Origin of the sequence: Rhodococcus sp. KB6 (genome assembly GCF_001445685.1) — a bacterium.
Classification (GTDB): Bacteria; Actinomycetota; Actinomycetes; order Mycobacteriales; family Mycobacteriaceae; genus Rhodococcus_F; species Rhodococcus_F qingshengii.
In genome coordinates this window covers 351,692-375,038 of the sequence record NZ_LNAK01000151.1, presented here as the reverse complement: position 1 = coordinate 375,038, position 23,347 = coordinate 351,692, and the positions used below count along the sequence as shown (strand labels likewise).

Annotated in this window: 16 protein-coding genes and 1 tRNA gene; 7 read left to right on the top strand and 10 right to left on the bottom strand. The window is 63.8% G+C overall.

What is annotated here, in order from left to right:
- Window position 1 precedes the first annotated feature (1 nt).
- Both ASU23_RS27445 and ASU23_RS27440 read right to left on the bottom strand, forming a co-directional pair.
- Entirely contained in the window at window positions 2-778 is a 777-nt protein-coding gene (locus ASU23_RS27445) for a triacylglycerol lipase (RefSeq protein ID WP_058039106.1), read from the bottom strand.
- A 73-nt stretch (window positions 779-851) separates the two neighbouring features.
- A tRNA-Met gene (locus ASU23_RS27440) sits at window positions 852-925 on the bottom strand.
- A 450-nt stretch (window positions 926-1,375) separates the two neighbouring features.
- On the opposite strand from ASU23_RS27440, the gene ASU23_RS27435 reads away from it, so the two are divergent.
- A complete protein-coding gene (locus ASU23_RS27435) occupies window positions 1,376-1,930 on the top strand; it encodes a transglycosylase family protein (protein WP_003942299.1) in 555 nt (184 codons plus the stop codon).
- A gap of 89 nt (window positions 1,931-2,019) precedes the next feature.
- Here ASU23_RS27435 and ASU23_RS27430 read toward each other — a convergent pair whose 3' ends face one another.
- Complete coding sequence (locus ASU23_RS27430) at window positions 2,020-4,935, bottom strand: UPF0182 family protein (protein WP_207623849.1); 2,916 nt, start codon at window positions 4,933-4,935, stop codon at window positions 2,020-2,022.
- Between the two features lie 189 nt (window positions 4,936-5,124).
- Between ASU23_RS27430 and ASU23_RS27425 the strand changes: the two genes are divergently transcribed.
- Complete coding sequence (locus ASU23_RS27425; protein ID WP_007731266.1) at window positions 5,125-5,712, top strand: PPA1309 family protein; 588 nt, start codon at window positions 5,125-5,127, stop codon at window positions 5,710-5,712.
- 26 nt (window positions 5,713-5,738) lie between these two features.
- Here ASU23_RS27425 and ASU23_RS27420 read toward each other — a convergent pair whose 3' ends face one another.
- A complete protein-coding gene (locus ASU23_RS27420; protein ID WP_058039105.1) occupies window positions 5,739-6,761 on the bottom strand; it encodes a PDZ domain-containing protein in 1,023 nt (340 codons plus the stop codon).
- A 123-nt stretch (window positions 6,762-6,884) separates the two neighbouring features.
- On the opposite strand from ASU23_RS27420, the gene ASU23_RS27415 reads away from it, so the two are divergent.
- The 3 genes from ASU23_RS27415 to ASU23_RS27405 all read left to right on the top strand — a co-directional run bounded on the left by ASU23_RS27415 (window position 6,885) and on the right by ASU23_RS27405 (window position 10,646).
- The gene (locus tag ASU23_RS27415; protein ID WP_058039104.1) at window positions 6,885-8,285 is read left to right on the top strand and encodes a zinc-dependent metalloprotease; all 1,401 of its coding nucleotides are present in this window, start codon (window positions 6,885-6,887) and stop codon (window positions 8,283-8,285) included.
- 98 nt (window positions 8,286-8,383) lie between these two features.
- Window positions 8,384-9,298 carry a hypothetical protein gene (locus ASU23_RS27410; protein WP_058039103.1) on the top strand — a complete coding sequence of 305 codons (915 nt, stop codon included), beginning with the start codon at window positions 8,384-8,386 and terminating at the stop codon, window positions 9,296-9,298.
- Between the two features lie 7 nt (window positions 9,299-9,305).
- A complete protein-coding gene (locus ASU23_RS27405; RefSeq protein WP_030534995.1) occupies window positions 9,306-10,646 on the top strand; it encodes an AarF/ABC1/UbiB kinase family protein in 1,341 nt (446 codons plus the stop codon).
- Window positions 10,647-10,672: 26 nt separating this feature from the next.
- Here ASU23_RS27405 and ASU23_RS27400 read toward each other — a convergent pair whose 3' ends face one another.
- Both ASU23_RS27400 and ASU23_RS27395 read right to left on the bottom strand, forming a co-directional pair.
- Window positions 10,673-10,996 carry a WhiB family transcriptional regulator gene (locus ASU23_RS27400; RefSeq protein WP_003942321.1) on the bottom strand — a complete coding sequence of 108 codons (324 nt, stop codon included), beginning with the start codon at window positions 10,994-10,996 and terminating at the stop codon, window positions 10,673-10,675.
- A gap of 513 nt (window positions 10,997-11,509) precedes the next feature.
- Entirely contained in the window at window positions 11,510-13,648 is a 2,139-nt protein-coding gene (locus tag ASU23_RS27395; protein WP_003942300.1) for an ATP-dependent DNA helicase UvrD2, read from the bottom strand.
- Between the two features lie 103 nt (window positions 13,649-13,751).
- Here ASU23_RS27395 and ASU23_RS27390 point away from each other — a divergent pair, with 103 nt between their 5' ends.
- Window positions 13,752-14,009 (top strand): mycoredoxin, encoded by a 258-nt coding sequence (locus tag ASU23_RS27390; protein WP_003942350.1) that lies wholly within the window; start codon window positions 13,752-13,754, stop codon window positions 14,007-14,009.
- Between the two features lie 14 nt (window positions 14,010-14,023).
- On the opposite strand, the gene nudC is transcribed toward ASU23_RS27390, so the two are convergent.
- Together nudC and ASU23_RS27380 are read right to left on the bottom strand one after the other, a co-directional pair.
- Window positions 14,024-14,923 (bottom strand): NAD(+) diphosphatase, encoded by a 900-nt coding sequence (nudC, locus tag ASU23_RS27385; protein WP_007731249.1) that lies wholly within the window; start codon window positions 14,921-14,923, stop codon window positions 14,024-14,026.
- Between the two features lie 38 nt (window positions 14,924-14,961).
- The gene (locus ASU23_RS27380; protein WP_003942296.1) at window positions 14,962-16,029 is read right to left on the bottom strand and encodes a TrkA family potassium uptake protein; all 1,068 of its coding nucleotides are present in this window, start codon (window positions 16,027-16,029) and stop codon (window positions 14,962-14,964) included.
- A gap of 156 nt (window positions 16,030-16,185) precedes the next feature.
- On the opposite strand from ASU23_RS27380, the gene ASU23_RS27375 reads away from it, so the two are divergent.
- Window positions 16,186-16,587, top strand: a complete 402-nt coding sequence (locus tag ASU23_RS27375; RefSeq protein ID WP_003942341.1) for a hypothetical protein — start codon at window positions 16,186-16,188, stop codon at window positions 16,585-16,587.
- On the opposite strand, the gene ASU23_RS27370 is transcribed toward ASU23_RS27375, so the two are convergent.
- Both ASU23_RS27370 and ASU23_RS27365 read right to left on the bottom strand, forming a co-directional pair.
- On the bottom strand, window positions 16,584-19,976 hold the full coding sequence (locus tag ASU23_RS27370; protein WP_047271670.1) for an ATP-dependent DNA helicase: 3,393 nt from the start codon (window positions 19,974-19,976) through the stop codon (window positions 16,584-16,586). The genes ASU23_RS27375 and ASU23_RS27370 overlap by 4 nt on opposite strands.
- A complete protein-coding gene (locus tag ASU23_RS27365; RefSeq protein WP_058039102.1) occupies window positions 19,977-23,339 on the bottom strand; it encodes an ATP-dependent DNA helicase in 3,363 nt (1,120 codons plus the stop codon). It abuts the gene before it with no gap.
- Window positions 23,340-23,347 lie beyond the last annotated feature (8 nt).

Here is a 23,347-nt window from a genome sequence, read left to right as displayed (position 1 = left end):
TTTACCGAAATGACGGAAACAGCGTGTCAGGCCAGGTGATGTCGCCGTCGTTCTCGTCCACGAACGTACCGACACAGTCGCGCCCCAAAGCGCTGATCGCTCTCGAGATGACCTCTGGATGCTCGAGCTCGGTGAGGTGGTCTCCTCCGGTTCCGGCCCCGGGAACGCCATCGACGTACACCCGGCACTGGCCCCCGTCCAACCGACCGTCCGCCCACTCGCCCGAACTCTGCACCACCGAATAGTAGGCAGATCCAGGAGTGTCCTCACCGGCATTGAGCTTGGTGAGAACTTCGGAGAACATGCAGGTGTCGTAACCGTCGGCAGGGCCTTGTACGCAGCCACCGGGGCTACCGTACTGTGGCGCACCGATGGCGACGAATGAATCCACTACTTCGGAGCCACCGAGGAACTTCGCGTAGTACCGGGAGCTCAGTCCACCCGCACTGTGCGCGATCACCCCGACGGAGTCAGCGCCGGTAGCGTAGGAGCGAATCGAATCCGCAATCAGCTCGGCGTCGGCCGCAATCATCTTGCCGGGTGCGTCGACGAAGTGTGTCTCGTAGCCCGCAGCGCTCAGTGCCTCGTCGAGGGCGCGGTAGGTCGCCTGGTGCATTTCTCCCGAGTTGTAGAGCTGCTGCCCCGGAACGATGAAGACCACGCGCTTCGCATCGGTGATCCGCCCACCGGCGGCAGCGCTTCCTGCCGAGAACGCCAGAGCGGTGGTCACCAGCGAAGTAGTCACCGCCATCGCCAAAAGAATCTTCGAGAGTCGCACGTCGCCACCCTACGACGGCTGCGCACAAAAAAGGACCGCCGCACTGGAATCCAGTGCGGCGGTCCTTTTCTAGTAGCGGGGACAGGATTTGAACCTGCGACCTCTGGGTTATGAGCCCAGCGAGCTACCGAGCTGCTCCACCCCGCGATGCATGGACAAAGTTACACGAGCAGGTGAACGGAACGCAAATCGCCTGCGCTGGAGCGAAATACACGCCTGAAAGTCGCGAAATCGGGTGACTGGGTTCACAAAATACCCGTGAGCATCAACACATAACAAGCATGTAACGAACGTACGTCGAAACGGCATCGGAAAGGCTCTACCAGCACAAACGCTAAAATTTTGGGTCGAGAGCAGACCAGACAGTCCGGAAAATTGCGAATCGACCCTCGTTCGACGCTCCCGTACGGTCGGTCCCGGCCCGAATCAACCGGGCGAACGCCGACCCGCCGCTGCTCCACTCTGCCCCGCGGGATCGGAACCCCCGAAACCTTCGAGGGGCAGAGACACGGAGAGACAAGCGCCCGGGAAAGTCAGCATCATCGCCGACCCGCAGGCCCGCCGATGTCAGCAAGCGCGGAGAGGATTTACCCCGACATGACGTACACCAGCATCAGCAAGCGTGCATTCGGCACATTGGCAGTAGCCGGCGCACTTGTCGCAGTGCCCCTCACCATGAGCACCGGCACCGCTTCCGCAGCCACCCACAACTGGGACGGCGTCGCACAGTGCGAGAGCGGTGGCGACTGGAACATCAACACCGGAAACGGCTACTACGGCGGCCTGCAGTTCTCGCAGAGCACCTGGACCGCCAACGGTGGCACCGGCTCGCCCGCCAACGCTTCCAAGGAAGAGCAGATCCGCGTCGCCGAGAACACCCTGCAGAGCCAGGGCCCCGGCGCATGGCCCGTCTGCGGCCAGCGTCTGACCGTCGCGAGCGAGCCTGCAGTCGAAGAAGCTCCCGCCGCAGCACCGGCTCCCGTCGCCGAGGCACCCGCAGTTGCTCCCGCCATCGAGATCCCGGCCGAGCTCAAGCCCGCCGCACAGCAGGCTTACGACACCGCTCGTGACCTCGCCGGCCAGTACGGCTTCGCCGCACAGTTCCAGCAGCTCTCCGATGCCAACGCACCGATCGTTGCAGCACTGCGCTGATTCAGCTCGTGCAGCTTCACCTGAGAACACAAGAAGGCCCGCCATCCGATCGGATGGCGGGCCTTCTATGACTCACGAACTGACGCCGCTTACCTCGGCAGCGCCTGGTACGCGTCAACAGCCTTCTGCAAGCGGTCGAGCGCAGCACCGTAGCTGGTGAAGTCACCGCTCTGTTGCGCCGACTTCAATGCCGCCATTGCCGAATTGACCTCGGCCAACGCCTTCGTGACGTCATCCGAAGAAGCCGGCGGGGCCGGTGCCGTCGGAGTTGTCGGCGTTTCCGGTTGCGCTCCGGTATCAGGATCGGGTGCCGGCTGGGTGACCGTCGCTGCCGAACCTGCGCCCGGCCAAATCTGACTGATCGCCTCGGAGACGGTCGGTGCATAACCGATCCGAATGCCGTTGGTGTCGCTGAAGCTCACCAGCACACGCGCCAACTGAGGGAACGCGTTCTGCGAGTTTCGCTGCGAGTACAAGGGCTCGACGTAGAGGATTCCGCCCTCGGCAATCGGCAGAGTCAGCAGGTTTCCGTACTGAATCTTGTTCGACTGCTTGAGCAGTGACACTTCCGAAGCAACACGCGAATCCGACGTCATCGCAGACTGGGCCTGCTGCGGACCCTGAGTCTGCGTATCTGTCGGCAACTGCAGCACCGTGAACTTGCCGTAGTTCTCCTTGTCGTTCGCCACCGAGATGTAGGCCGACAGCAACTCACGACTGAACCCGACCATCGGACTGGTCAGACGGAAATCCGCCTTCGCGGTGTCCTTGTCGCCCACCAGCACGTAGTACGGCGGCTGGTTGGCCGACGTGTCGATCGTCGGATCGCTCGGAACCGACCAGAACGCATTGTTGGTGAAGAACTCACTCGGATCGTCGACGTGGTACTTCGCCAGCATCTCTCGCTGGACCTTGAACATGTCCTCCGGGTACCGGAAGTGCGCCTGCAGGTCGTCCGAGATTTCGCTCTTCGGCTTCACCGTGTTCGGGAAGACTCCCATCCATGCCTTCAGAACCGGATCCTGCTCGTCGACCTGGTACAGCGTGACCGTGCCGTCGTAGGCGTCGACCGTGGCCTTCACTGAGTTACGGATGTAGGAGAACTCCTGGCGCGGAATGAGGCGCCCGGTCGTCTGGTCGATACTGTCCTCGACCAACCCGTCGAGCGAACTGCGCTGCGCGTACGGGTAGTCCTGGGCGGTGGTGTAGCCGTCGATGATCCACTGCATCTTGCCGTCGACCACTGCGGGGTAAGCAGCGCCGTCGGTCGTCAGCCAAGGCGCGACCTCCTCGACTCTTTCCTTCGGATCACGCTTGAAGATGATCTTGGAGTTCGAGCCGATTGCACTCGAGAACAAGATGTTGCGCTCGGTGTACTTCGCCGCGAATGCAAGACGGTTGAACCAGTTGCCGATCGAAACGCCACCCGAACCTGTGTAGGTGTACTTCGAGGTGTCGGTGTCGTACTCACGAGGTCCCTCGCCGTCGACAGAACCGACGATCGAGTAATCGGCGTCCGACTGACTGATCACCTCGCCGTAGTACGAACGAGGATTGTCCACCTTGAGATTCTCGTTCTCGGGCGTGGTCGTCAGGTCGCTCACCGAGTAGATCGGGTAGCCACCGGTGTTGTTCTGACTGTCGCCCTGCACGGCCGTGACTTCGTTGGCCTGGGCGGCGACGAAACCGTTGCCGTGCGTGTAGACCGTGTGCTTGTTGATCCAGTCCGTCTGGTTGCCGGAAAGGTTGTTCGGCGACAGCTCACGCGCGGCGACAACGAAGTCGCGCAACTGGCCGTCTTGTTCGTAACGATCGACGTTGAGCGTCTGCGGGAACCCGTAGAAGTTCTTGAGCTGACGCTGAGCGGTGAACGTCGGCGACAGAATGGTCGGATCCAACAGGCGTGTGTTCGCGATCGTGGTCCGGTCTGCCGGAACGTCCTGGGGCTGCTTGGTGCCAATTCCCGGATAGTCGACGTAGTCGACGTTTTCTTCCGTGATCCCGTACGCCTGACGGGTCGCTTCGATGTTTCGTTCGATGTACGTGCTCTCCTTCTGCGCCGCATTGGGCTTGACGGAGAACTGCTCGACGATCATCGGGTAGACGGCACCGACGAGGACCGACGAAAGAACCAGTAGAGCGACTGCCATGGCCGGTATCCGAAGATCCCGCGTGAAGATCGAGGCGAAGAACGCCAAGGCGCAGATGACCGCAATGGACAACAGAATGAGCTTCGCCGGCAGGACCGCATTGATGTCGGTGAAGCCCGGGCCGGTGAACGTCGGTTCCTTACGACTACTCGACATCAACGAGTACCGATCAAACCAGTACGCCACCGCCTTGAGAAGCACAAAGGTGCCGGCGATGACAGCCAGCTGAATACGAGCGGCCGTGGTGAACGTCCCATTGCGCCCGGCCAACTTGATCCCACCGAAAACGTAGTGGGTGACCAGGTTTGCCACGAAGGCAAGCAAAATCGAGACGAACAACCAATTCAGAACGAAACGGTAGAACGGCAGATCGAACGTGTAGAAGCCGACGTCCAAGTTGAACTGAGGATCGGTGATCCCGAAAGCCTGGCCGTTGAGGAACAACTGGATAGTGACCCAGTTGGCCTGTGCGATGAGACCGGACAGGATGCCGATCGCTACCGGAATGATCACGCCGAAAAGACGAAGACGCGACATGACGGTGGTGCGGTAGCGCGCGATCGGATCATTGGGTCCGGAGACCGGGACGAACACCGGGCGTGCGCGGTACGCGAGAAGCATCGCGAGCCACACGATGGCGCCGACGACAATTCCGACGACCAGGAAGAGCACGAATCGCGTCAGCAGAACCTTGGTGAAGACACCGCGGAAGCCGACTTCGCCGAACCACAACCAGTCCGTGTACATGCCGATCAGTCGCGGCCCCACGAGCAGCAAGGCCGCCACTACGACAGCCACCACCAACAAGATTCGACTGCGTCTGGACAGAGAGGGTAAACCTGCGGGGGGCCGCATGCCCACGTGCCACGCTCCAAGATTTGGCGACGCCGTGGCGTCGCAACCGATTGCATCGATCACTGCGGCCACGCCCGAGTGGACTTGGCCGTTTCCGACCACTCTACGTAACAACGGTCACGGGTTGACAACACGGAGAGCGGGGAGCCGGACAGAAGGTGGGAGGATGAACGTGTGAGTGAAGAGAATATGAGCAGATCACCGAGTGCCCTCGCCCGGTGCGTTCATGAAGTTGTCGACCACATCGACGCCGAAGGCTGGGATCAGCCGCCGAAGCTGTACGCGTTGGTACCCACCGAAATGCTCGCCGCGGCCGAACCCGGACTGCTCGACCAACTCGCCGAGGGCGCCGAATACACACCTATCGAACAGGAATCGCTTCCCGAGGACATCATCGGCGGTTCACGGGCACTCGACGAGTTCCTGGCGACGACGCATTGGCCCGAGTCCGTGCAGGGTTGCATCCTGGTGCAGGAGATCGTCGTCCTGCCGCCCGAGGCGGAATCGGATCTCGACCACGCCACGGCGCCGGTGTTGACCGATCAGCACGCGGCGGACGAGGTCGCGCGGCTGACGGCCAACGCGCATCCCGATCGACGCGAGGCTCGACTGTTCGTCGGCGTGCTCCGTGACGGTCCCTCGCTGTCGCTCCTACAGATGCGTCCCGACGAGGATGCGGATCCGTACGGTGACTTGGAACTGCTCACCTACGACGGTCTTGCACCTCACCTCGTGCACGCCCTGTACGCGACGCTCGACGAGGTCGAAGAAGACTGACAGAGTCGTCGGCGGCCAGGCAGCTTTCAGCAGCGGGGTGCGTCGCCGCCCGTGTTGAGGCTCTCGAGTGAGTCCACTGCGCCGGGCAGGTTGTCGACCTTGACGAGTCGAAGCCCGTCCGGCGCATTCTGTTTCGCCTCGTCACAGTTCTGGGCCGGCACGAGGAAGGTCTCAGCACCGGCTTGGGACGCGGCGATCAACTTGTACCTGATGCCGCCGATCGGACCGACCTCGCCGTCGGAGTCGATGGTGCCCGTTCCGGCCACGAACTTTCCACCGTTGAGCTCCCCCGGAGTCAGCTTGTCGACCAAGGCCAGTGTGAACATCAGTCCGGCAGAAGGACCGCCGATGTCGGCGAGATTGAACTGCACGGTGAAGGGAACGTCCGGGACCTCGTTGGGTGTGACGCCGAGGTAACCCGATTCGGGCTTGTTGGGCCGCGCCCCGACGGTGACCGGCACAACGGTCTCCACACCCTCACGTAGGACGGTGACGTCGATCGCGGTGCCGGGCGCGATCGCACCGACCGTGTCCTGAACGCCGGTGATGGTGGTTACCGGAGTGTCGCCGATCTTGACCAGGACGTCGCCTTCTTGCAGGGCACCCGCAGCGGGACCGTCCGGAGTCACCTTCGAAACAGTCAGTGCCACCGGCTTGCCGAGAAAGTGCAGTGCCGCCAACTCGGCACTGTCCTCGGACTGCTGGAAGTCGGCGGTGTTGGCCTGCTGAATCTCTTCCTTCGACTTCTCGGGCGGATAGATCTCCGAGCGAGGGACGAGTCCGTTGCTGCCACTCGCCCACAGTCCGAACGCTTCGAAGATGTTGAGGCCGTCGCGAACCGACACCGTTGTCATGTTGAGGTTGCCGTCGGTGGGATCGACCTCGGTCCCCTGGATGTCCACGACGGGCTTACCGTCGACGTCGCCGAGCGTGTTGAAGGTGGGGCCCGGACCGAGTGCGACATAAGGAACAGTGACCATTGTTCCGACGACTCCCAACACGACGATGGGTGCGAGTGCGGCCAAGAGCGTCACTATCCGTCGATTCACCTGATCCAGAGTAAAGCGCGAAGGCTCCGGAGCACCGATCGCACCGCCTGAGCGCCGTGCGTGTTCGCCGTCAGCGTGACTCGGAGGGCGACTCCGACCGCTCGAGCCTTGTACCGTTGAGGTATGAGCAATATGCCGTTCGGCTTCTCCAACTCCGACGACGATCCCGATCGCGACAAGAACGCGGCGGGTGGCAATCCGTTCGGGGGTGGTGACATGCCGTTCGGGTTCGGCGCGGGCGGTGAGGGATTCGATCCGGCTCAGCTCGGCCAGATGCTCACCCAGTTCGGGCAGATGCTGAGCGGAATGGGCTCGTCGATGGGCCAGGGCGGTACGTCCGGCCCGGTCAACTACGACATCGCCAAGAAGCTGGCACGCCAACAGATCGGATCGGTCACACCGATCACCGAGGGCAACGTCAAGGCGATCGCCGACGCCGCGCACCTGGCCGAGATGTGGCTGGACGCCGCGACAACGCTCCCTGCCGGAGCGAGCCGCACTCTTGCGTGGACTCCGAACGACTGGCTCGACAACACGATCGACACCTGGAAGCGACTCTGTGATCCGGTGGCCGAGAAGGTAGCGGGCATGTGGGTCCAGGGTCTTCCGGCCGAAGCACAGCAGATGGCTGGCCCGATGCTGGGCATGCTCGGCCAGATGGGCGGACTCGCGTTCGGCTCGCAATTGGGCCAGGCACTCGGCCAACTGTCCACCGAGGTGCTCTCCTCCACTGACATCGGCCTGCCCCTCGGCCCCGAAGGCACCGCGGCCCTTCTCCCGGCTGCGGTTCAGGCTTTCAGTGAGGGTCTCGAACAGCCGCATCAGGAAGTTCTGGTCTTCCTCGCCGCGCGGGAAGCCGCTCATCAGCGCCTTTACAGTCACGTTCCGTGGCTGCGCCAGCGTGTTCTCGCGACAGTGGAGGAATACGCCCGCGGAATCACCATGGACTTCTCGGCGATGGAAGAATTCGCCAAGGACCTCGATCCATCCGCTCTCACCGATCCGAGCAAGCTCGAAGCGTTGATGCAGCAGGGCACGTTCGAGCCGCAGAACACACCGGAGCAGAAAGCCGCTCTCGAACGTCTCGAGACTCTGCTTGCGCTGGTCGAGGGCTGGGTGGAGACGGTCGTCACCGCCGCACTCGGCGAGCGACTGCCTGGTGTTGCCGCGATGAGTGAGACGTTGCGGCGTCGCCGCGCTACCGGCGGCCCCGCCGAACAGACCTTTGCGACGCTGGTCGGACTCGAACTTCGTCCTCGCAAGGTCCGTGAAGCGGCTGGTTTGTGGCAGAAGCTCACTGCGAAAGCCGGTATGGACGTTCGCGACGGCGTCTGGTCGCATCCCGACCTGATGCCCGATTCGAGCGATCTCGACGCACCGGACGGATTTGTCGCCCGTGTCCTCGGCGCCGGCGAAGCCGGTAATTTCGACGACCCGATAGCCCAGCTCGAAGCCGTCGTGGCAAAAGAGCGTGCGGCCGAGGAAGCGATGGACAAGACCCGCGAGGACGACGAAGAGAAGTAATCCCTTCTCGACCGATTTTCGCAGATCAGCCGCGATGACCGCCTGTGGATAACTGCCGCTGACGGGGACTCGCCGAGGGCCCGTCGTGCCAGCATCGAATGATGACCGGTCACACACACGACGACACCAGACAAGACAGCACTTCACAGCGATCCGCGGGACCTCGATGGGACCCGCGGATCGCTGTTCTGTCGCGCCCGGATGGTCGACTGCAGCTGGGATGGACCCCCGGACGTGCCGTCCTGCTGACTCTGCCTGTCGGGGTCGACGATCGCGCGGTGAAGTCGATCCTGCGCAAAATGGACGGCTCGAGATCCCGCGCAAACATCCTCTGGGAAGCGTCGAGGCTCGGGATTCCCACATCCGTGACGGAGGAGTTGCTCGAGCAACTCGCCGATTCCGGTTTCGTCCACACTGCCCGCAGAAGCACCGCGACGGTCCGGATTCACGGTGTCGGTCCGCTCTCTGACGCCATCGAGCGCGCACTGGTCACCGGCGGGGTCAGCACGCGTCGCTCGCGCGGGTATCGCAACACCGACGTCGTGCGCACGTGGAACGAACAACTGGTGGTCCTGGCCGACGACGTCGTAACTGATCCTCGTCTGGTCAGCGATCTCGTTCGCTGCGGACTCCCCCACCTTTCCGTCCGCATCCGCGACGGCAACGGTGTGGTCGGTCCTCTTGTCCTGCCTGGTCAGTCGAGTTGCCTGCGGTGCGCCGACATCCTCCGATCCGAACTCGACCCTCATTGGCTTCATCTGTCCGCGCAGCTACTCGGCAGCGCAGGCCACGCGGAATCGGCGATGATCCATGCAAGTGTCGCGCTGGCCCTGGCCGAGATCGACTCCGCATTATCCGAGACAGCGGCGACGCATGCGGCCAGTCTGTCGTCGACGCTCGAGATCGCGCTCCGTCCGTATCGGATCACAACCAAGCGCTGGCCTCGGCAAATATCCTGCAGTTGCCAATACCTGGCACCTGTTTCGGGCAAAGGACGCTCCAGTCAGACATGATGGTGTGGTGTCCGAGATCCCACGCAAGAGTTCTGCCCGTACTGCCAAACTCGCGAGCATCCCCCTGGGGATGGCCGGTCGCGCCGCCATGGGCTTCGGACGCAAGCTCGCCGGCGGTGACAAAGGCGAGATCGACGCGCAGTTGAGCGCGAAGGCCGCCGAGCAATTGTTCGCGGTGCTGGGCGAACTCAAGGGTGGCGCGATGAAGCTGGGCCAAGCGCTCAGCGTCATGGAGGCGGCAATTCCGGAGGAATTCGCCGAGCCGTACCGCGAGTCGCTGAACAAGCTTCAGGCCGCTGCCCCACCGCTGCCGACCAAGCAAGTACACAAGATGCTCGACCAGCAACTCGGAACCAAGTGGCGCGACCGATTCCAGTCGTTCGACGACGAACCGACCGCGTCGGCAAGCATCGGGCAGGTTCACCGAGCCGTCTGGGCGGACGGCCGCGACGTAGCCGTGAAAGTTCAGTACCCCGGCGCCGACGAAGCTCTACGCGCCGATCTCAAGACCCTGGGCAGATTTGCCGGTCTCTTCGGTTCGGTCATGCCCGGTGTCGACGTACGGCCCGTGATCGAGGAGTTCACCGCGCGCACGGAGGAAGAACTCGACTATCGGATCGAGGCGAACAATCAGCGAGCTTTTGCCAAAGAGTTCGACGGAGATCCCCAATTCGTGATCCCGCACGTCGTGGCGAGCGCGCCGAAAGTGGTCGTGACCGAATGGATGACGGCAACCCCGTTGACCAGAATCATCGAGAGTGGAACGCCGGAGCAGCGCAACGCGGCCGGTGCACTACTCGCCGAATTCCACTTCGCGTCTCCGGCCCGTGTCGGATTGCTCCACTGTGACCCGCACCCCGGCAATTTCATGCTTCTCGAGGACGGCCGACTCGGCGTCATCGACTTCGGTGCTGCTGCGCCGTTCCCGAACGGACTGCCACGGGTTCTCGGCACGATGGTGCGCTTGGCTGTCGAGGAACAATTCGACGAGTTGACGGAGTTGTTGCGCGCCAACGGTTTCGTGATCCCCGGACGCACGGTGACCGACAAGGAGATCGCGGATTACCTGCGACCCTTCACCGACCCGATCCAGACCGAGTCATTTCACTTCACTCGAGCATGGCTGCAAAAGGCCGCCGGAACCGCCACTGACTTCAACAGTGCGCAGTTCCGAACGGCCCGTGCACTCAACCTTCCGGCCGAGTATTTGATGATCTTCCGTGTTCTTCTCGGTTCGGTCGGCATATGCGCCCAGTTGGACGCATATGCCCCGTACATGGAAATCCTGACTCGTTGGTTGCCAGGGTTCGCGGAGCCGGTTCTGGATGACACCGGCTCCGCCGAATAAGACACCGGCTCCGCCGAATAGGGCTCTCACGCGCACACAAGTTGCTTGCGTGGGCGCCCTCTCGGTCTCTTGCGCGCTATGACGGCCCCCTGATCGAGGATCTCGCCGCCCCACACCCCCCACGGCTCGGCGCGGTCGAGAGCCGCACTGAGACAACGGGAACGGATGGGGCACTGCGCGCACAGTGCCTTCGCCTGCTCGAGTTCGGCCGGAGCTTCGGCGAACCAGAGATCGGGGTTGGATGCCCGGCACGGCAGGTCGCGGCGGGTGGACGCGACCTCGATGAACGTGACTGCAGCCGAAGTGACGTCGGTGGAAGTTACTGCAGTGGTGGAGTTTTCGGATTCCACGCGGATTGTCTGGGCAGACAACTCGGTCTCCTAGTGCTCGGATGCGAAACTGTGTCGCACGATATGGGTTCGATGGGTGCGAACCTGAGCCGAGTCGGAAACCAGATGAAGAGGGCTATCCAACACAAAGGCCACGGTCCGCAGGGGCTGCGGGTCCGTGGCCGTAAGTGAACGGATGTGTCCTACCGAGAAATACCTCGATGGCTTAAGAACACGGACTCGACAGCTGCTTTCTTTGCTGCTGCTTGAGGGCGCAGGCGGAGCGCATGCTGCGCCCATCCCGCTGCACGCGGCAGCATGGGGGCGGCAACAGCGAACTTTGCGCTTGCGCACGCTTCGTAAGAGATCAAGTTCGTCATTTTTTTGCCACCTCCATTTCGTGTCGGTCCGGATAGTTTCTGCGCACAGGTTGCCCCGTAACACTGAAAACCAGAGTAGAGAATCTGCCGAATCTGCACAACCTATTTTTGACCTGCGGTTATGTAACTCACCGTTGTCGATTCGGATGTGTTGTCAGATATCGAGTGTTGCCGCTCGCAGTTCACCGCGAATGACAGCTAGTACGTCTTCCCCGAAGTTGTCGAGTTTCTTCGGCCCGATTCCAGGGATCGAAACCAGTCCACGATTATCTTGTGGTCGTTGTTCGGCAATAGCCATCAGTGTGTTGTCACTGAAGACGACATAGGCCGGAACTTTGAGTTCTCTGGACTTGTCCAGACGCCAGGCCTTGAGGTGCTCGAGCAATTCCAGGTCGACATTGGACGGGCATTTTTCGCAGCGCCCGAGCATGGTCGCCGACGTCCCGATCAACGGTTTCCCGCAGACGCGGCAGCGCGGACGCTTCTTGTTCCCCGACGACGGCGCGGCGACGCGCGAAGCCGGCGAGTCCTCGGGGATGAGCCCGTTGAGGAACCTCGACCGGCGACGGGACTTGCGTCCACCCTCATTGCGGGCCAATGCCCACGACAGCTGCAGATGCTCGCGAGCACGAGTAACCCCCACGTACAGAAGCCGACGCTCCTCCTCCACCGCGACGTCGTCGGCGCCCGAATTGGCGTCGCCGAGAACGTGTTGGATAGGCAGGGTGCCGTCGTTGAGGCCGACCAGGAACACCGCATCCCATTCGAGTCCCTTGGCCGCGTGGAGCGAGGCCAGCGTCACACCTTGCACGGTCGGTGGGTGCCGCGCCTCGGCTCGGGCCGTGAGCTCCTGTAGAAGCCCGGTGAGCGTCAGTTCAGGTTCGTGGACAAGTTGTTCTTCGGTGAGCGCCACGAGAGCCGAGAGCGAAGCCCAGCGCTCGCGTGCCTGAGTACCCGAAGGCTCTTCGTTGGTCAGGCCGAGCGGCGCGAGCACAGCGCGGACGAGTGAGACCAGTGCTTCGCCGTTGTCTGCACCTTCGGGGAGGTCGTCGCGTCCAGCAGCCTGACGCAGCGCTGCCACCGCCTGACGTACCTCGGTGCGAGTGAAGAAGCCCTCTCCACCGCGCACCTGGAACGGAATGCCCAGCTTCGTCAGGGCCTGCTCGTGCGCCTCCGACTGAGCATTGATCCGGTACAGAACAGCGATCTCGGCCGCAGGGGTGCCTGCCGCGATCAGCCGTTTGATCGCCCGCGCAACGCCGAGTGCTTCGGCCGGCTCGTCGTCGAACTCCATGAACTCCGGCTCAGGCCCCGGCGCGCGCTGCCCGATCAGCTGCAGACGCGTCCCGGCGATCCGCCCGCGCGCGGCACCGATCACGCGGTTCGCCAACGACACGACCTCAGGGGTGGAGCGGTAATCCCGTTCGAGCCGAACGACGGTCGCTTCGGGGAATTTCCGGGAGAAGTCCAACAGATAGTTGGGGGTGGCTCCGGTGAAGGAGTAGATGGTCTGATTCGCATCGCCCACCACGGTCAGATCGTCTCGGTCGCCCAGCCAGGCGTCGAGCACACGCTGCTGCAGTGGGGTGACGTCCTGATACTCGTCCACGACGAAGCAGCGATACCGCTCGCGGAACTCGTCGGCGACTGTCGAATGCTCTTCGAGAGCTGCCGCCGTGTGCAGTAGGAGATCGTCGAAATCAAGCAGCATGCCGTCCTGGCCGCGTGCTTTCAGCTCTTCGTATGCGGCATACACCTGGGCCACCTTGGTGGCATCGACCGGTGCCTCACGGCGAATCTTGGCGATCGCGCGTGGGTAATCCTCCGGCGCGATCAGCGACGCCTTCGACCACTCGATTTCACTGGCGAGGTCGCGGACGCTTTCCGTGCTGGTGGACAATCCCACCCGGGCTGCGGCACTGCTGACAACGGCGAACTTTCGGTCCAGCAGACGCCACGGCGTGTCGCCGACAACCTGCGGCCAGAAGTACTTCAGTTGACGGAGAGCAGCAGCGTGAAAAGTTCGAGCCTGCACCTGCGGCCCACTCCCGCCGACGCCCAGCTCACGGAGACGTCCACGCATTTCCCCGGCCGCACGAGCGGTGAACGTCACGGCAAGCACCTGACCGGCCGACACGTGACCGTCGGCAACCAGATGAGCGATCCGGCGCGTGATGGTGCGGGTTTTGCCTGTTCCAGCGCCCGCGAGGACACATACCGGGCCGCGTGGCGCGAGCACGGCGGCCGATTGTTCTGGATCCAGTCCGGTGTCCGCAGGCATGGGGACCATCATGGCAGGACGTTCCGACACTCCATTCGCCGCGCCCGACGGTATGTGGGCAAGAGAACACGGGCCGATACGGAACAACGCTCTCGGTCGTGGTGTTATATCGGCCGTGACTTCTACCGAAAATGCGCCTGCCCTGACCATCTACTCGACCACGTGGTGCGGCTACTGCCGTCGCCTCAAGACGCAGCTCAACGCGTCGGGGATCGAGTACACCGAGATCGACATCGAGAACGATCCGGCAGCAGCCGATTTCGTCGGCAGCGTCAACGGTGGCAATCACGTCGTTCCGACCGTGAAGTACGGCGACGGCAGCGTTGCGACCAACCCGTCGCTCAACCAGGTCAAGCAGGCTCTGGGTCTGTAGACCTTCTCCGGCTGCTACTTGACCCAGCTCTCGAGCATTCCGCGAGCGATGGAGATCGACCCGGGCAGCAGCAGTGGCGCGTCCGCTTCCGAACCCCAGTCGCCGAGTTCGAGAGCGGCGCGCACCTCGTCCTTCGTGAACCAGGTGCCCTCGGCGATCTCGCCGTCCGCGAACAGCAGCGGAGCGGCGGGGTCGCCGATTGCGGCGAAGCCCAACATCACCGAGCGAGGGAACGGCCAAGGCTGGCTCCCGAGGTATCGAACGCTGTGCACGTCGATACCGACTTCTTCCTTGATCTCGCGGACAACACACGTTTCGAGTGACTCCCCGGCCTCGACGAATCCCGCGAGAATCGAGAAACGGCGCTGCGGCCAGGTCGGCTGACGCGCGAGTAGAACTCGATCGCCGCCGTCGTGCACCAGGCAGATGACCGCCGGATCCGTTCGGGGAAACTCCTCGTGGCCGGTGGACGTGGAAATGCGTGACCAGCCGGACATCGTGGGTTCACTCGGTGCGCCGTCGATAGCGCTGAATCCGGCACTGTCGTGCCAGTTGAGAATCGCGACGGCACCGGTCAACAAACCGGCGTCCGCGTCGTCGAGTGTTCCGCCGAGCATCCGCAATTCAGACAAAGTGCCCGCCAGCAGCGACACCCGCACCGCCCAGACGTGGCGATTCTCCCGAATTCCCAGGAAGACCGCGCCGCGCACCGGTTCGGGCCCCAACTCGGTTGCCTCGGCGAAGACCAATTGACCTTCCGGCGACACCTTGACCTGACCCCGTGAATTCACACGGAGGAGCAGTGCGTCCGCCCAACCCGTCGTCAGTGCAGCGGCGTCCGACCGCAATTCCTCGGCGCGGCCGACGCTCGAGCGTGAGAGCAGAGGTGTTTCGGTCAGCTGGAAGTCGTTCACGCTCACGACATTACTGCGCGCACGAAGCTCGGTAACACTCAGTTCGTGACGCGGCGAATGTAGAGCAGTCGATCGTTCTCTTCGACGGCGTCCACCTCGGGTGAACCGACGCGAACCAGACGGCCGTCACGAACGACCCCGAGCACGATGTCGGAGAGATGACGCGGAGAGCCGCCGACCTCGTCGCGCTCGACGGCACGCTCGGCAATCGCGAATCCGGCCTCCGGAGTCAGCAGGTCTTCGATCATCTCCACGACGGTCGGCGTCGTGGTCGCGATGCCGAGGAGTCGACCCGCCGTCTCCGAGGACACGACGACGGAGTCTGCGCCGGACTGACGCAGAAGATGCGCGTTGTCGGCTTCACGGATGGCTGCGGCGATCTTGGCTTTCGGCGCGATTTCGCGGGCTGTCAGCGTCACGAGCACTGCGGTGTCGTCACGGTTGGTTGCCACGATGATCGACGACGCATTCTGCGCACCTGCCAACCGAAGTACGTCCGATTTCGTCGCCGAACCGAACACCGTCACCAGGCCCTTGCTCGCCGCCGAATCGAGGACGGTCTGATCGGTGTCCACGACCACGATCTCCGACGCCGGCACACCGTCACCGAGCATTGCTTCGATTGCCGTCCGCCCCTTGGTCCCGTATCCGACGACGACGGTGTGATTACGCACGTGCTGCCTCCAACGCTGAATTTTGAACGCCTGACGCGAACTCTCGGTCAGAGCTGAAAGTGTTGTTCCGACCAACACGATCAAGAAGAAGATCCGAAGTGGCGTGATCAACAGGACGTTGACCAGGCGCGCCGACGGCGTGAACGGAGTGATATCGCCGTAACCGGTGGTCGAGAGCGAAACCGTCGCATAGTAAATGCAGTCGAGCAGCGACAGCTCGTTGTCCTGTGCGTCCCGGTATCCCGCGCGATCGATGTACACGATCAACACGGCGGCGCCGAGAGCACCCAACGCGATGAGAACTCGCTTGTAGATGGCCCGCGCCGGACTTGTCTGTAGCTGGGGAATGCGCAGCACCCCGACAAGGGCGAAGTCAGGCTGATCGGTCAATGCTTCCGACCTGGTCAAACGCGCCCGGAGCTTACCGGCCATACATCGACTCTCTCACTCGAACTTACGAAATACCTACACGGACATCGGCAGGCAGCGTAACCCTCGAAGATCGACTTCGGAACTCGGGCGCCGAATAGCGCGCGGGTCGTGGCGCCGGTAGTGGCAAGAAGGTCCACCGTGAGGCAGGCTGGGCAAATGCCTTTCACCGGTTCGACGTCCACTCCCAGCCAAGCGGCCGCTCTTCGTTTGTCGGCCCTCCTTCTCGGCGCCGGCACCATGCATTTCGTGGCGCCTTCCTTCTTCGACAGCACCGTTCCCCGCCAGCTTCCCGGACAGGCCCGCACCTACACCCAGGTGTCCGGCGTCGCGGAACTGGCGATCGGCGCTGCCTTGGCCGTGCCGAAGACCCGCAAGCTCGGCGCGGGCCTTGCCGCCGCGCTCTTTGTCGCCGTGTTCCCCGCCAACATCCAGATGGCGATCGACTGGTGCCGAAGCCCGAAGACGTCCACACCGCAGAAGATCGGTTCGATCGCACGTCTTCCCCTGCAGGTTCCGCTGGTGACCGAAGCACTCAAGGCTCGTCGAAACGCAAGCTAATCTTGCGCGCCTGCCGTTCGGATGAGGCGAGCGAGAGCCTCACCGTCCGGCAGGTTCTCGGGTGCGATGGTGCGACCCGATCGAACGTAGTGAAACGCCGCCCGCACCTTGTCGGCCGGAAACTGTTCGTTGCGCCCCGCCGAACGGGCTCTGGCCGACATCAATTCGGCCCAGGCCACCCGATACGCGGCCAACTGCATCACAACAGCGTCCTCGTTGGCGGCCGACGGTTCGGCACCGGTCTTCCAGTCGATCACCGTCCATCCGCCGTCGGGATCGGCGAACACAGCGTCGATCCGACCGCGTAAAACCGTTCCGGCAATGGATGTTTCGAAAGGAACTTCCACTTCGATCGGGCTGCGATTGGCCCACGGGGACCGCAGGAACGCATCCTGAAGTTTCACCAGATCGGTCTCGGGACCCGCGCCGGTATCCGCGGCGCCGGGTAGTTCGTCGAGATCCAACAGTCGGGTCGCACCGAACCTTCGCTCGATCCAGGCGTGAAAAGCCGTGCCGCGCCGCGCGAGCGGGTTAGGTGGGTACGGCAGTGGTCTACGCAGCCGTGCCGCGAGTTCATCCGGATCTGCCTTGAGGTCGACGAGCTGAGTCACCGAAAGCTGCGCCGGGAGAATCACTTCGGCACGCGCGTTTGCCCGGGCTTCGCGCTCGGCCAGTAGAACGTCGACGTCCGAGGCCCAGTTCTCCGGATCGTCCTCCGGTTCTTCCGTCTCTTCGCTGTCTTGCGGCAGCGATGCAAGTGCGGACAGGACGCTCGCGGCTCCGGCCTCGACCGCGCCGCGACGCGCACCCAGCGGGTCGGGCGGCCACTGCGCAGTACGGGGTGTGGAGGCCAACGGGTTCTCGGTGTCGGGTTCCGGTGCAGGCGCCCATTCCTCCACGACGCCGATCGCACCGCGTGAGTCTTCTTCACCGGCATCGTTTTCGGCCGTGACCATCTGATGCAGCTCGTCCAGGAACTCCGAAGGCCCCTTCGGTTCCGAACCGGATTCCGCCCAGTGATGCGCCGAGATGAACAGCGCCCGTTCGGTTCTGGTCAGCGCGACGTAGAACAGTCGCCGGTCCTCGTCCAGTCGACGGTTGGACAAGGCCTTCTTGTGCGCCGTGATCGCGTTCTCGAGGTCCTTGCGGTTGTACAGCTCCTCGAGGTCGAGCACCGGAACTCCGTCGGCCGAATCCGCGTCGACCGCCCGGTCACCACGCAACGACGGTGGCAGTTCGGCGAGCGCCCCGAGCCACGATCCGGACGCGGTGGACGAGGGGAACACCCCGTCGCTGACATGCGGGATCGCCACTACTTCCCATTCGAGCCCCTTCGCCGAGTGCACGGTCAAGATCTGCACGCGATCCGGCGCCACCTCCACTTCGCCCGGAGTGAGGCCCTTTTCGATCTGTTCGGCGGCCGCGAAGAATGCGAGCATCCCGGGCAGATTGGCTGTTGGACGCGTCGCGTAATTGGCGACGACGTCGGCAAATGCGTCGAGATGCTCGCGGCCCGCGGTCCCGACGACACCGACTCGGGTTCGCGCGCCTGCCTCGATTCCGATACCGAGCACCCGCTCGACCTCCGCCACCAGTTCGGTGAGCGGCTGGCCGATACGTTCGCGCAACGACGCCAACTCTGCCGCTATCGCGTTGATGCGTGTGTACCCGAGAGCTGAATAGCGTTCTGCCGGGCCTGGATCGGAGATCGAATCGACCAATCCTGCCTGCTCGGCGTTCTCTCCCGGCAGCGCGTCCTGAACTGCCGAGGTGAGCGCCTCGGCGTCGGTGACCGCACCCGCTGTTCCGTATCCGGCGGAGATGGCAAGTTCGCGGGAGCGTTGCGAGAGTGCGGCGAGGTCCTTCGCGCCGATCTGCCATCTCGCTCCGGTGAGCAGCCGAACGGCGGCGCTGCCCGCCAGCGGATCGGCGACCACTCGGAGCATGGCGATCACGTCCGCCACCTCGGGTGTGTGCAGGAGCCCACCGAGTCCGACCACTTCGACTGGCAGACCCTTGGACCGCAAAGCCTCGGCCAGCGGGGCAGCATCGGCGTTGCGGCGGATCAACACCGCTGCCGTGGGCGTCGGGCGGTCTTCGGCACGTGCCGCCTCGTACTCTTCGGCGATCTTCTCCGCAACCCACTGACGTTCCTGTTCGACGTCTCCCAGCAGCGCCAGTCGAACGTCTCCGGCGACGGCTCCCGGCCGCGCACGAAGTGTGCTGACGGCCACACCGCGTCGGCGCAACGGTGCGGACGACAGGTTTGCCAATTCGAGAGCCTCCGGCGGGTTACGCCAACTGGTGAGCAGTTCGAGTGTCGGAGCCGGCTTTCCGTTGGCAAGCGGGAAGTCGGTTGCAAACCGTGGCAGGTTGGCCGCCGACGCGCCTCGCCAACCGTAGATCGACTGCATCGGATCGCCGACGGCTGTCAGCGCCAACCGGCCGTCGGCTCCCCCACCGAACAACGAGGACAACAACACTCGCTGAGCGTGACCGGTGTCCTGGTACTCGTCGAGAAGAACTACCCGAAAGCGCTCACGCTCGGTTTGCCCGACCTCGGGATGTTCGGAGGCGACACGGGCCGACAGCGACATCTGGCTGCCGAAATCCAATGCGCCTTCACGCCGCAGCGTCTCACCCAGCCGGGCAACGAGGGGCAGTAGCTCGATGCGTTTGTGTTGCACATCAAGGTAATTCAACAGCTCTTTGCTCGGCCCACCCCGCTGTTTCGGACCGGCGGGCAGAGTATGAATCAGCTTGTCCAACTCGGTGTGAGCCTCGAGCAACTGCTCGGGGTCGACCAGGTGCTCCGCCAACTGACCGGCAAGGGCCAGAACGGTTTCGGTGATGGACCCCGGATTCTTGTCGGTGTCCAGATCACTGTCCCAGCCGCTCACGACGCGGTGCGCAACCTGCCACAGTTCGGTCTCGGACAACAGCGTCGCCGAGGGTTCGATCGGCAACAGCAGTCCGTGCTCGGACAGCAACCGTCCCGCGTAAGCATGGTAGGTACTGACTTCGGGTTCCCCGGCCAGAATCCGGGAACGCACTCCGCCGGTCGGGTCGAGTGCCCGCAGAACGTCCGAACCCGCCAGTCGCGCCAAGCGCTTGCGGATTCGCGACGTGAGCTGTTGTGCCGCTTTGCGCGTGAAGGTCAATCCGAGAACGGCCTCGGGATCGACGAAGCCGTTGGCCACCAGCCACACGACGCGAGCAGCCATCGTCTCGGTCTTACCGGCACCGGCACCGGCGACGACCAATGTCGGACCGAGCGGTGCGGCGATGACTGCCGCCTGTTCCGGCGTCGGCGGGTGTTGACCGAGCGCGACCGCCAGGTCGACAGGATCGATCTTCGGTCGGCGTGCCTTCTGCGTCGCGGCAGCCACTTAGTTACTCACCTGTCGTCCCTCGTCGTGTGCCGGGCAACTCGAGCGCACCGGGCAATGTCTACATCCGTCGTTGACCCTGGCCAGATACTGCGGCCCTTGGGTCGCTGCCGCTGCGTTGTGGATGACGTCTCGCCACATCTCGACGGCTTCGGCCGTCAGCGGCGGCTGAACTCGCTGCGCCGCACCGTCTTTCTTGTTGGACTTGGCCACGAATACCAGGCGTGCACCGCCGGGTTGTGTGGCCGGTTCGCCGGCAATCGCACCTTCGGCCGCTGCGACCTGGTACGCCGCCAACTGCGCGTGAGATTGCGCGGCCTCGTTGCTGACAGGGTTTCGCGCAGTCTTGACGTCGACAACCACCGGACGGCCTTCGGTGTCGCGCTCGAGCCGGTCGATCCGGCCACGAAGCTTGACCGCAGGCGCTCCCTCCTCACGTGGTTCGAGGACCCCCTCGACCGCGACCTCGACGCCGACTTCGGTCAGTTCGCCGCGAGTTGCGTTCATCCAGGCGGTGAACGTCGCCAACATCTCCCGAGTTCGATTGAGTTCGCGGCGCGAGTACCACTGCGATCCCAGATCGATGGATTCCCAGGCATTTTCGAGTGCCTTCTCGACCTGATCCGGTGGAATCCGGCCGGCCAATGCCTGCACCAAGGTATGGACCAGCGTACCGGCGATCGCATGAGTGTTGTCTCCGTCGCTGCCGCCATGACGCTCGAACACCCATCGGAGAGGGCATGTTTCGAGAAGCTCGATGGTGGACGGCGATAGTGAAACCGGTCCGTCCTCGGGCTGCCACATGGGAGCAGCGGTACTCGGCTCGGCTGTGCCGTACCACTGATCCGGGTGCGCGCCCCGTACCCCGGCAGCAGCCAGACGTGCCAACTGGCGAGCGGCCCGGGAATGCTTCTCGGGGTCGAAATGCGCGATGTCGGGATCACACACGACGCTGCGAAGCTGTGCGACCAGTGCAGGCAGCGACAAAACCCGGGTATCCCCGGTCTCGGGTGCAACGACGTCGAGATCGGAGGACGGATCGTCCGAGTACGCGTCACCACGGATCAATTCGTCCACGAACCGCGAAGGCACCAAGTCGGTGTCCCCCGAAGCCGATTCGACTGCGGTGATCAGCAGACGGCGACGAGCACGGCTACAGGCAACCAGGAACAACCTGCGTTCTTCGGCCAGAAGCGGTGCGGTTCGCGAGAGTCGTTCGGCAGCCGAGTCACTGCCGTCGGAGACTCCGTTGACCAGGTCGATCAGCGCTTCGGTACGCAGTAGCGATCCGCGTGCCCGCAAACTCGGCCAGAGTCCCTCCTGCACACCCGCCACCGCCACGACCGCCCATTCGCGACCCGCCGCGGCGTGAGCGCTGACCACGGTGACGGCGTCGGGAGTGATGACCGATCGGCTCCGCGAGTCGGTCGGTATCTCCTGGCTGGTCAAGTAGTCGACGAAACCGGCGAGTTGCGAACGCGGCAACCGGTCGACGTAGTTGGCGGCCGCGTCGAAAAGTGCGACGACTGCGTCGAGGTCTCGATCGGCCTGTGAGCCGATAGGTCCGCCGCGCGCCGACGCAGCCGCCCAGCGTCGTTCCAGCCCCGTCGCCTGCCATGCCGCCCACAGAACTTCTTCGACCCCGAGACCTCGCTCGAGAGGCACTCGGGCCTTGCGAAGGACCGACAGCACGCGATTGAGTGCCGCAGCTTCGACGTCTGTCAACTTGCCCATGAGGCGCTTGGACTGCGCACGATCCTCGTCGATCAGAATGAGCCGCAACAACTCCGAGGAGTCCCGATCACTTCCCGATGCCAACTCGACCCGGCGCAGGCCACGACGCAACCGGCGCAGGGTGACCGGCTCGGCGCCGCCGATGGGACCGGCCATCAGGGCAAGCGCGTCGTCGCCGGTGAACTGATCGCCGCCGAGCGCCCGAAGGACCAGCAGCAGGCCGGACACTCCGTGTTGCCTGGCCAGCGGCAATTCGGTGGCAGCGGTCGTGACGGGTACCCCGGCCGCGAGCAGGGCTCGCCGGAGAGGGGCGAGAGTACGCGGCACCGACCGCACGATGACGGCCATCTCGGACCAAGCAATCCCGTCCAGCAGATGCGCCCGGCGCAAGGTATCTGCGACGACTGCCGCTTCTTTGGCCGTCGTACCGAGAACCCGCACCGACGCCCGCCCCGGGTCCTCATCTGTGAGATCGGATGGAACCGCGATGCGATGAGCAAGGTTGCCGGGCAGCCGCGCAGCGATCTTGGCCGCGATCGACGCGACGTCGGCGTTGTTGCGAAACGTGGTGGGCAGGACGATCTGGCGCTCGTCTCCGCGCTCGGCGAGTCCGAGTAGGAACGCCGAATCCGCACCGCGGAACCCGAAGACCGACTGATCGGGATCACCGGCGATGACCGTGCCCGCAGTTGCGGTTCCGATCAGCCGAACCAGCTGCGCCGCCTGCGGATCCAGATGTTGTGCGTCGTCGACGAGTAGGTGCCGGATCCGAGCGCGCTCGGAGCGAAGCAATTCGGGATCGGTGGCGAACGCGGTCAATGCCGCACCGATCAACTCGGCCGCGTCGAGTGCCGGCGCCGTCGCCTCCGGAGCCTCGACACCGACACTGCCGCGTAGCAGCACGCCTTGCTCGTAGGCCTCGGCGAACCGCCCGGCCGCCACCCACTCCGGACGGCCACGCTTCTTGCCGAGCTTGACCAGATCTTCGGGACCGAGTCCGCGCTCGTTCGCTCGCAGCATCAGATCTCGAAGTTCGACGGCAAAGCCGTTCAAACCCAATGCGGGTCGCAGGCGCTCCGGCCACCGAAGCGCACCGTCTTCTATGTCGCCGCGCAACATCTCTCGGAGCACCGAGTCCTGCTCGGCGCCGGTGATCAGGCGTGGCGGCGCGTTGCCGTGCGCTGCGGCTTGAAGCCGGAGTACGGCAAAGGCGTACGAGTGAACGGTGCGGACCAACGGCTCACGAGTTGCCTGCGGTCCGCGTTCTTGTTCGTACCCGAGCAACCCGGCCGTGATCTGCTCGCGGACCTGCGTCGCTGCCCGGCGCGACTGGGTGAGCACCAGGACCGATTCAGGATCTTCGCCACCGGAGATCTTCTGCACTGCCAGATCCACCAGAAGGGACGTCTTGCCGGTTCCGGGGCTGCCGAGTACCTGCCAGGGACTCCAGGCGGCCCCCGAGCCGAATGAAACAGGGCCGAACGCGAGTTGGAACGGATCCTCGGACGGCGGCGCGAACAGCCGGGCCGTCCCTTCGTCCCACGTTCGGGGTATCGGAGACGGCGCAGTTCGGTGCACCAACCGCGCCCGCGGGATGGTGACCTTGCTGCGTGTTGCCGTCTCACTCACCCAGGCAT

Coding starts and splice junctions, on each gene's coding strand:
- ASU23_RS27435 (WP_003942299.1), top strand. CDS start 1,376: ATGACGTACACCAGCATCAGCAAGCGTGCATTCGGCACATTGGCAGTA.
- ASU23_RS27415 (WP_058039104.1), top strand. CDS start 6,885: ATGAGCAATATGCCGTTCGGCTTCTCCAACTCCGACGACGATCCCGAT.
- ASU23_RS27425 (WP_007731266.1), top strand. CDS start 5,125: ATGAGCAGATCACCGAGTGCCCTCGCCCGGTGCGTTCATGAAGTTGTC.
- ASU23_RS27395 (WP_003942300.1), bottom strand. CDS start 13,648: ATGATGGTCCCCATGCCTGCGGACACCGGACTGGATCCAGAACAATCG.
- ASU23_RS27375 (WP_003942341.1), top strand. CDS start 16,186: ATGCCTTTCACCGGTTCGACGTCCACTCCCAGCCAAGCGGCCGCTCTT.
- ASU23_RS27430 (WP_207623849.1), bottom strand. CDS start 4,935: ATGCGGCCCCCCGCAGGTTTACCCTCTCTGTCCAGACGCAGTCGAATC.
- ASU23_RS27410 (WP_058039103.1), top strand. CDS start 8,384: ATGATGACCGGTCACACACACGACGACACCAGACAAGACAGCACTTCA.
- ASU23_RS27380 (WP_003942296.1), bottom strand. CDS start 16,029: ATGGCCGGTAAGCTCCGGGCGCGTTTGACCAGGTCGGAAGCATTGACC.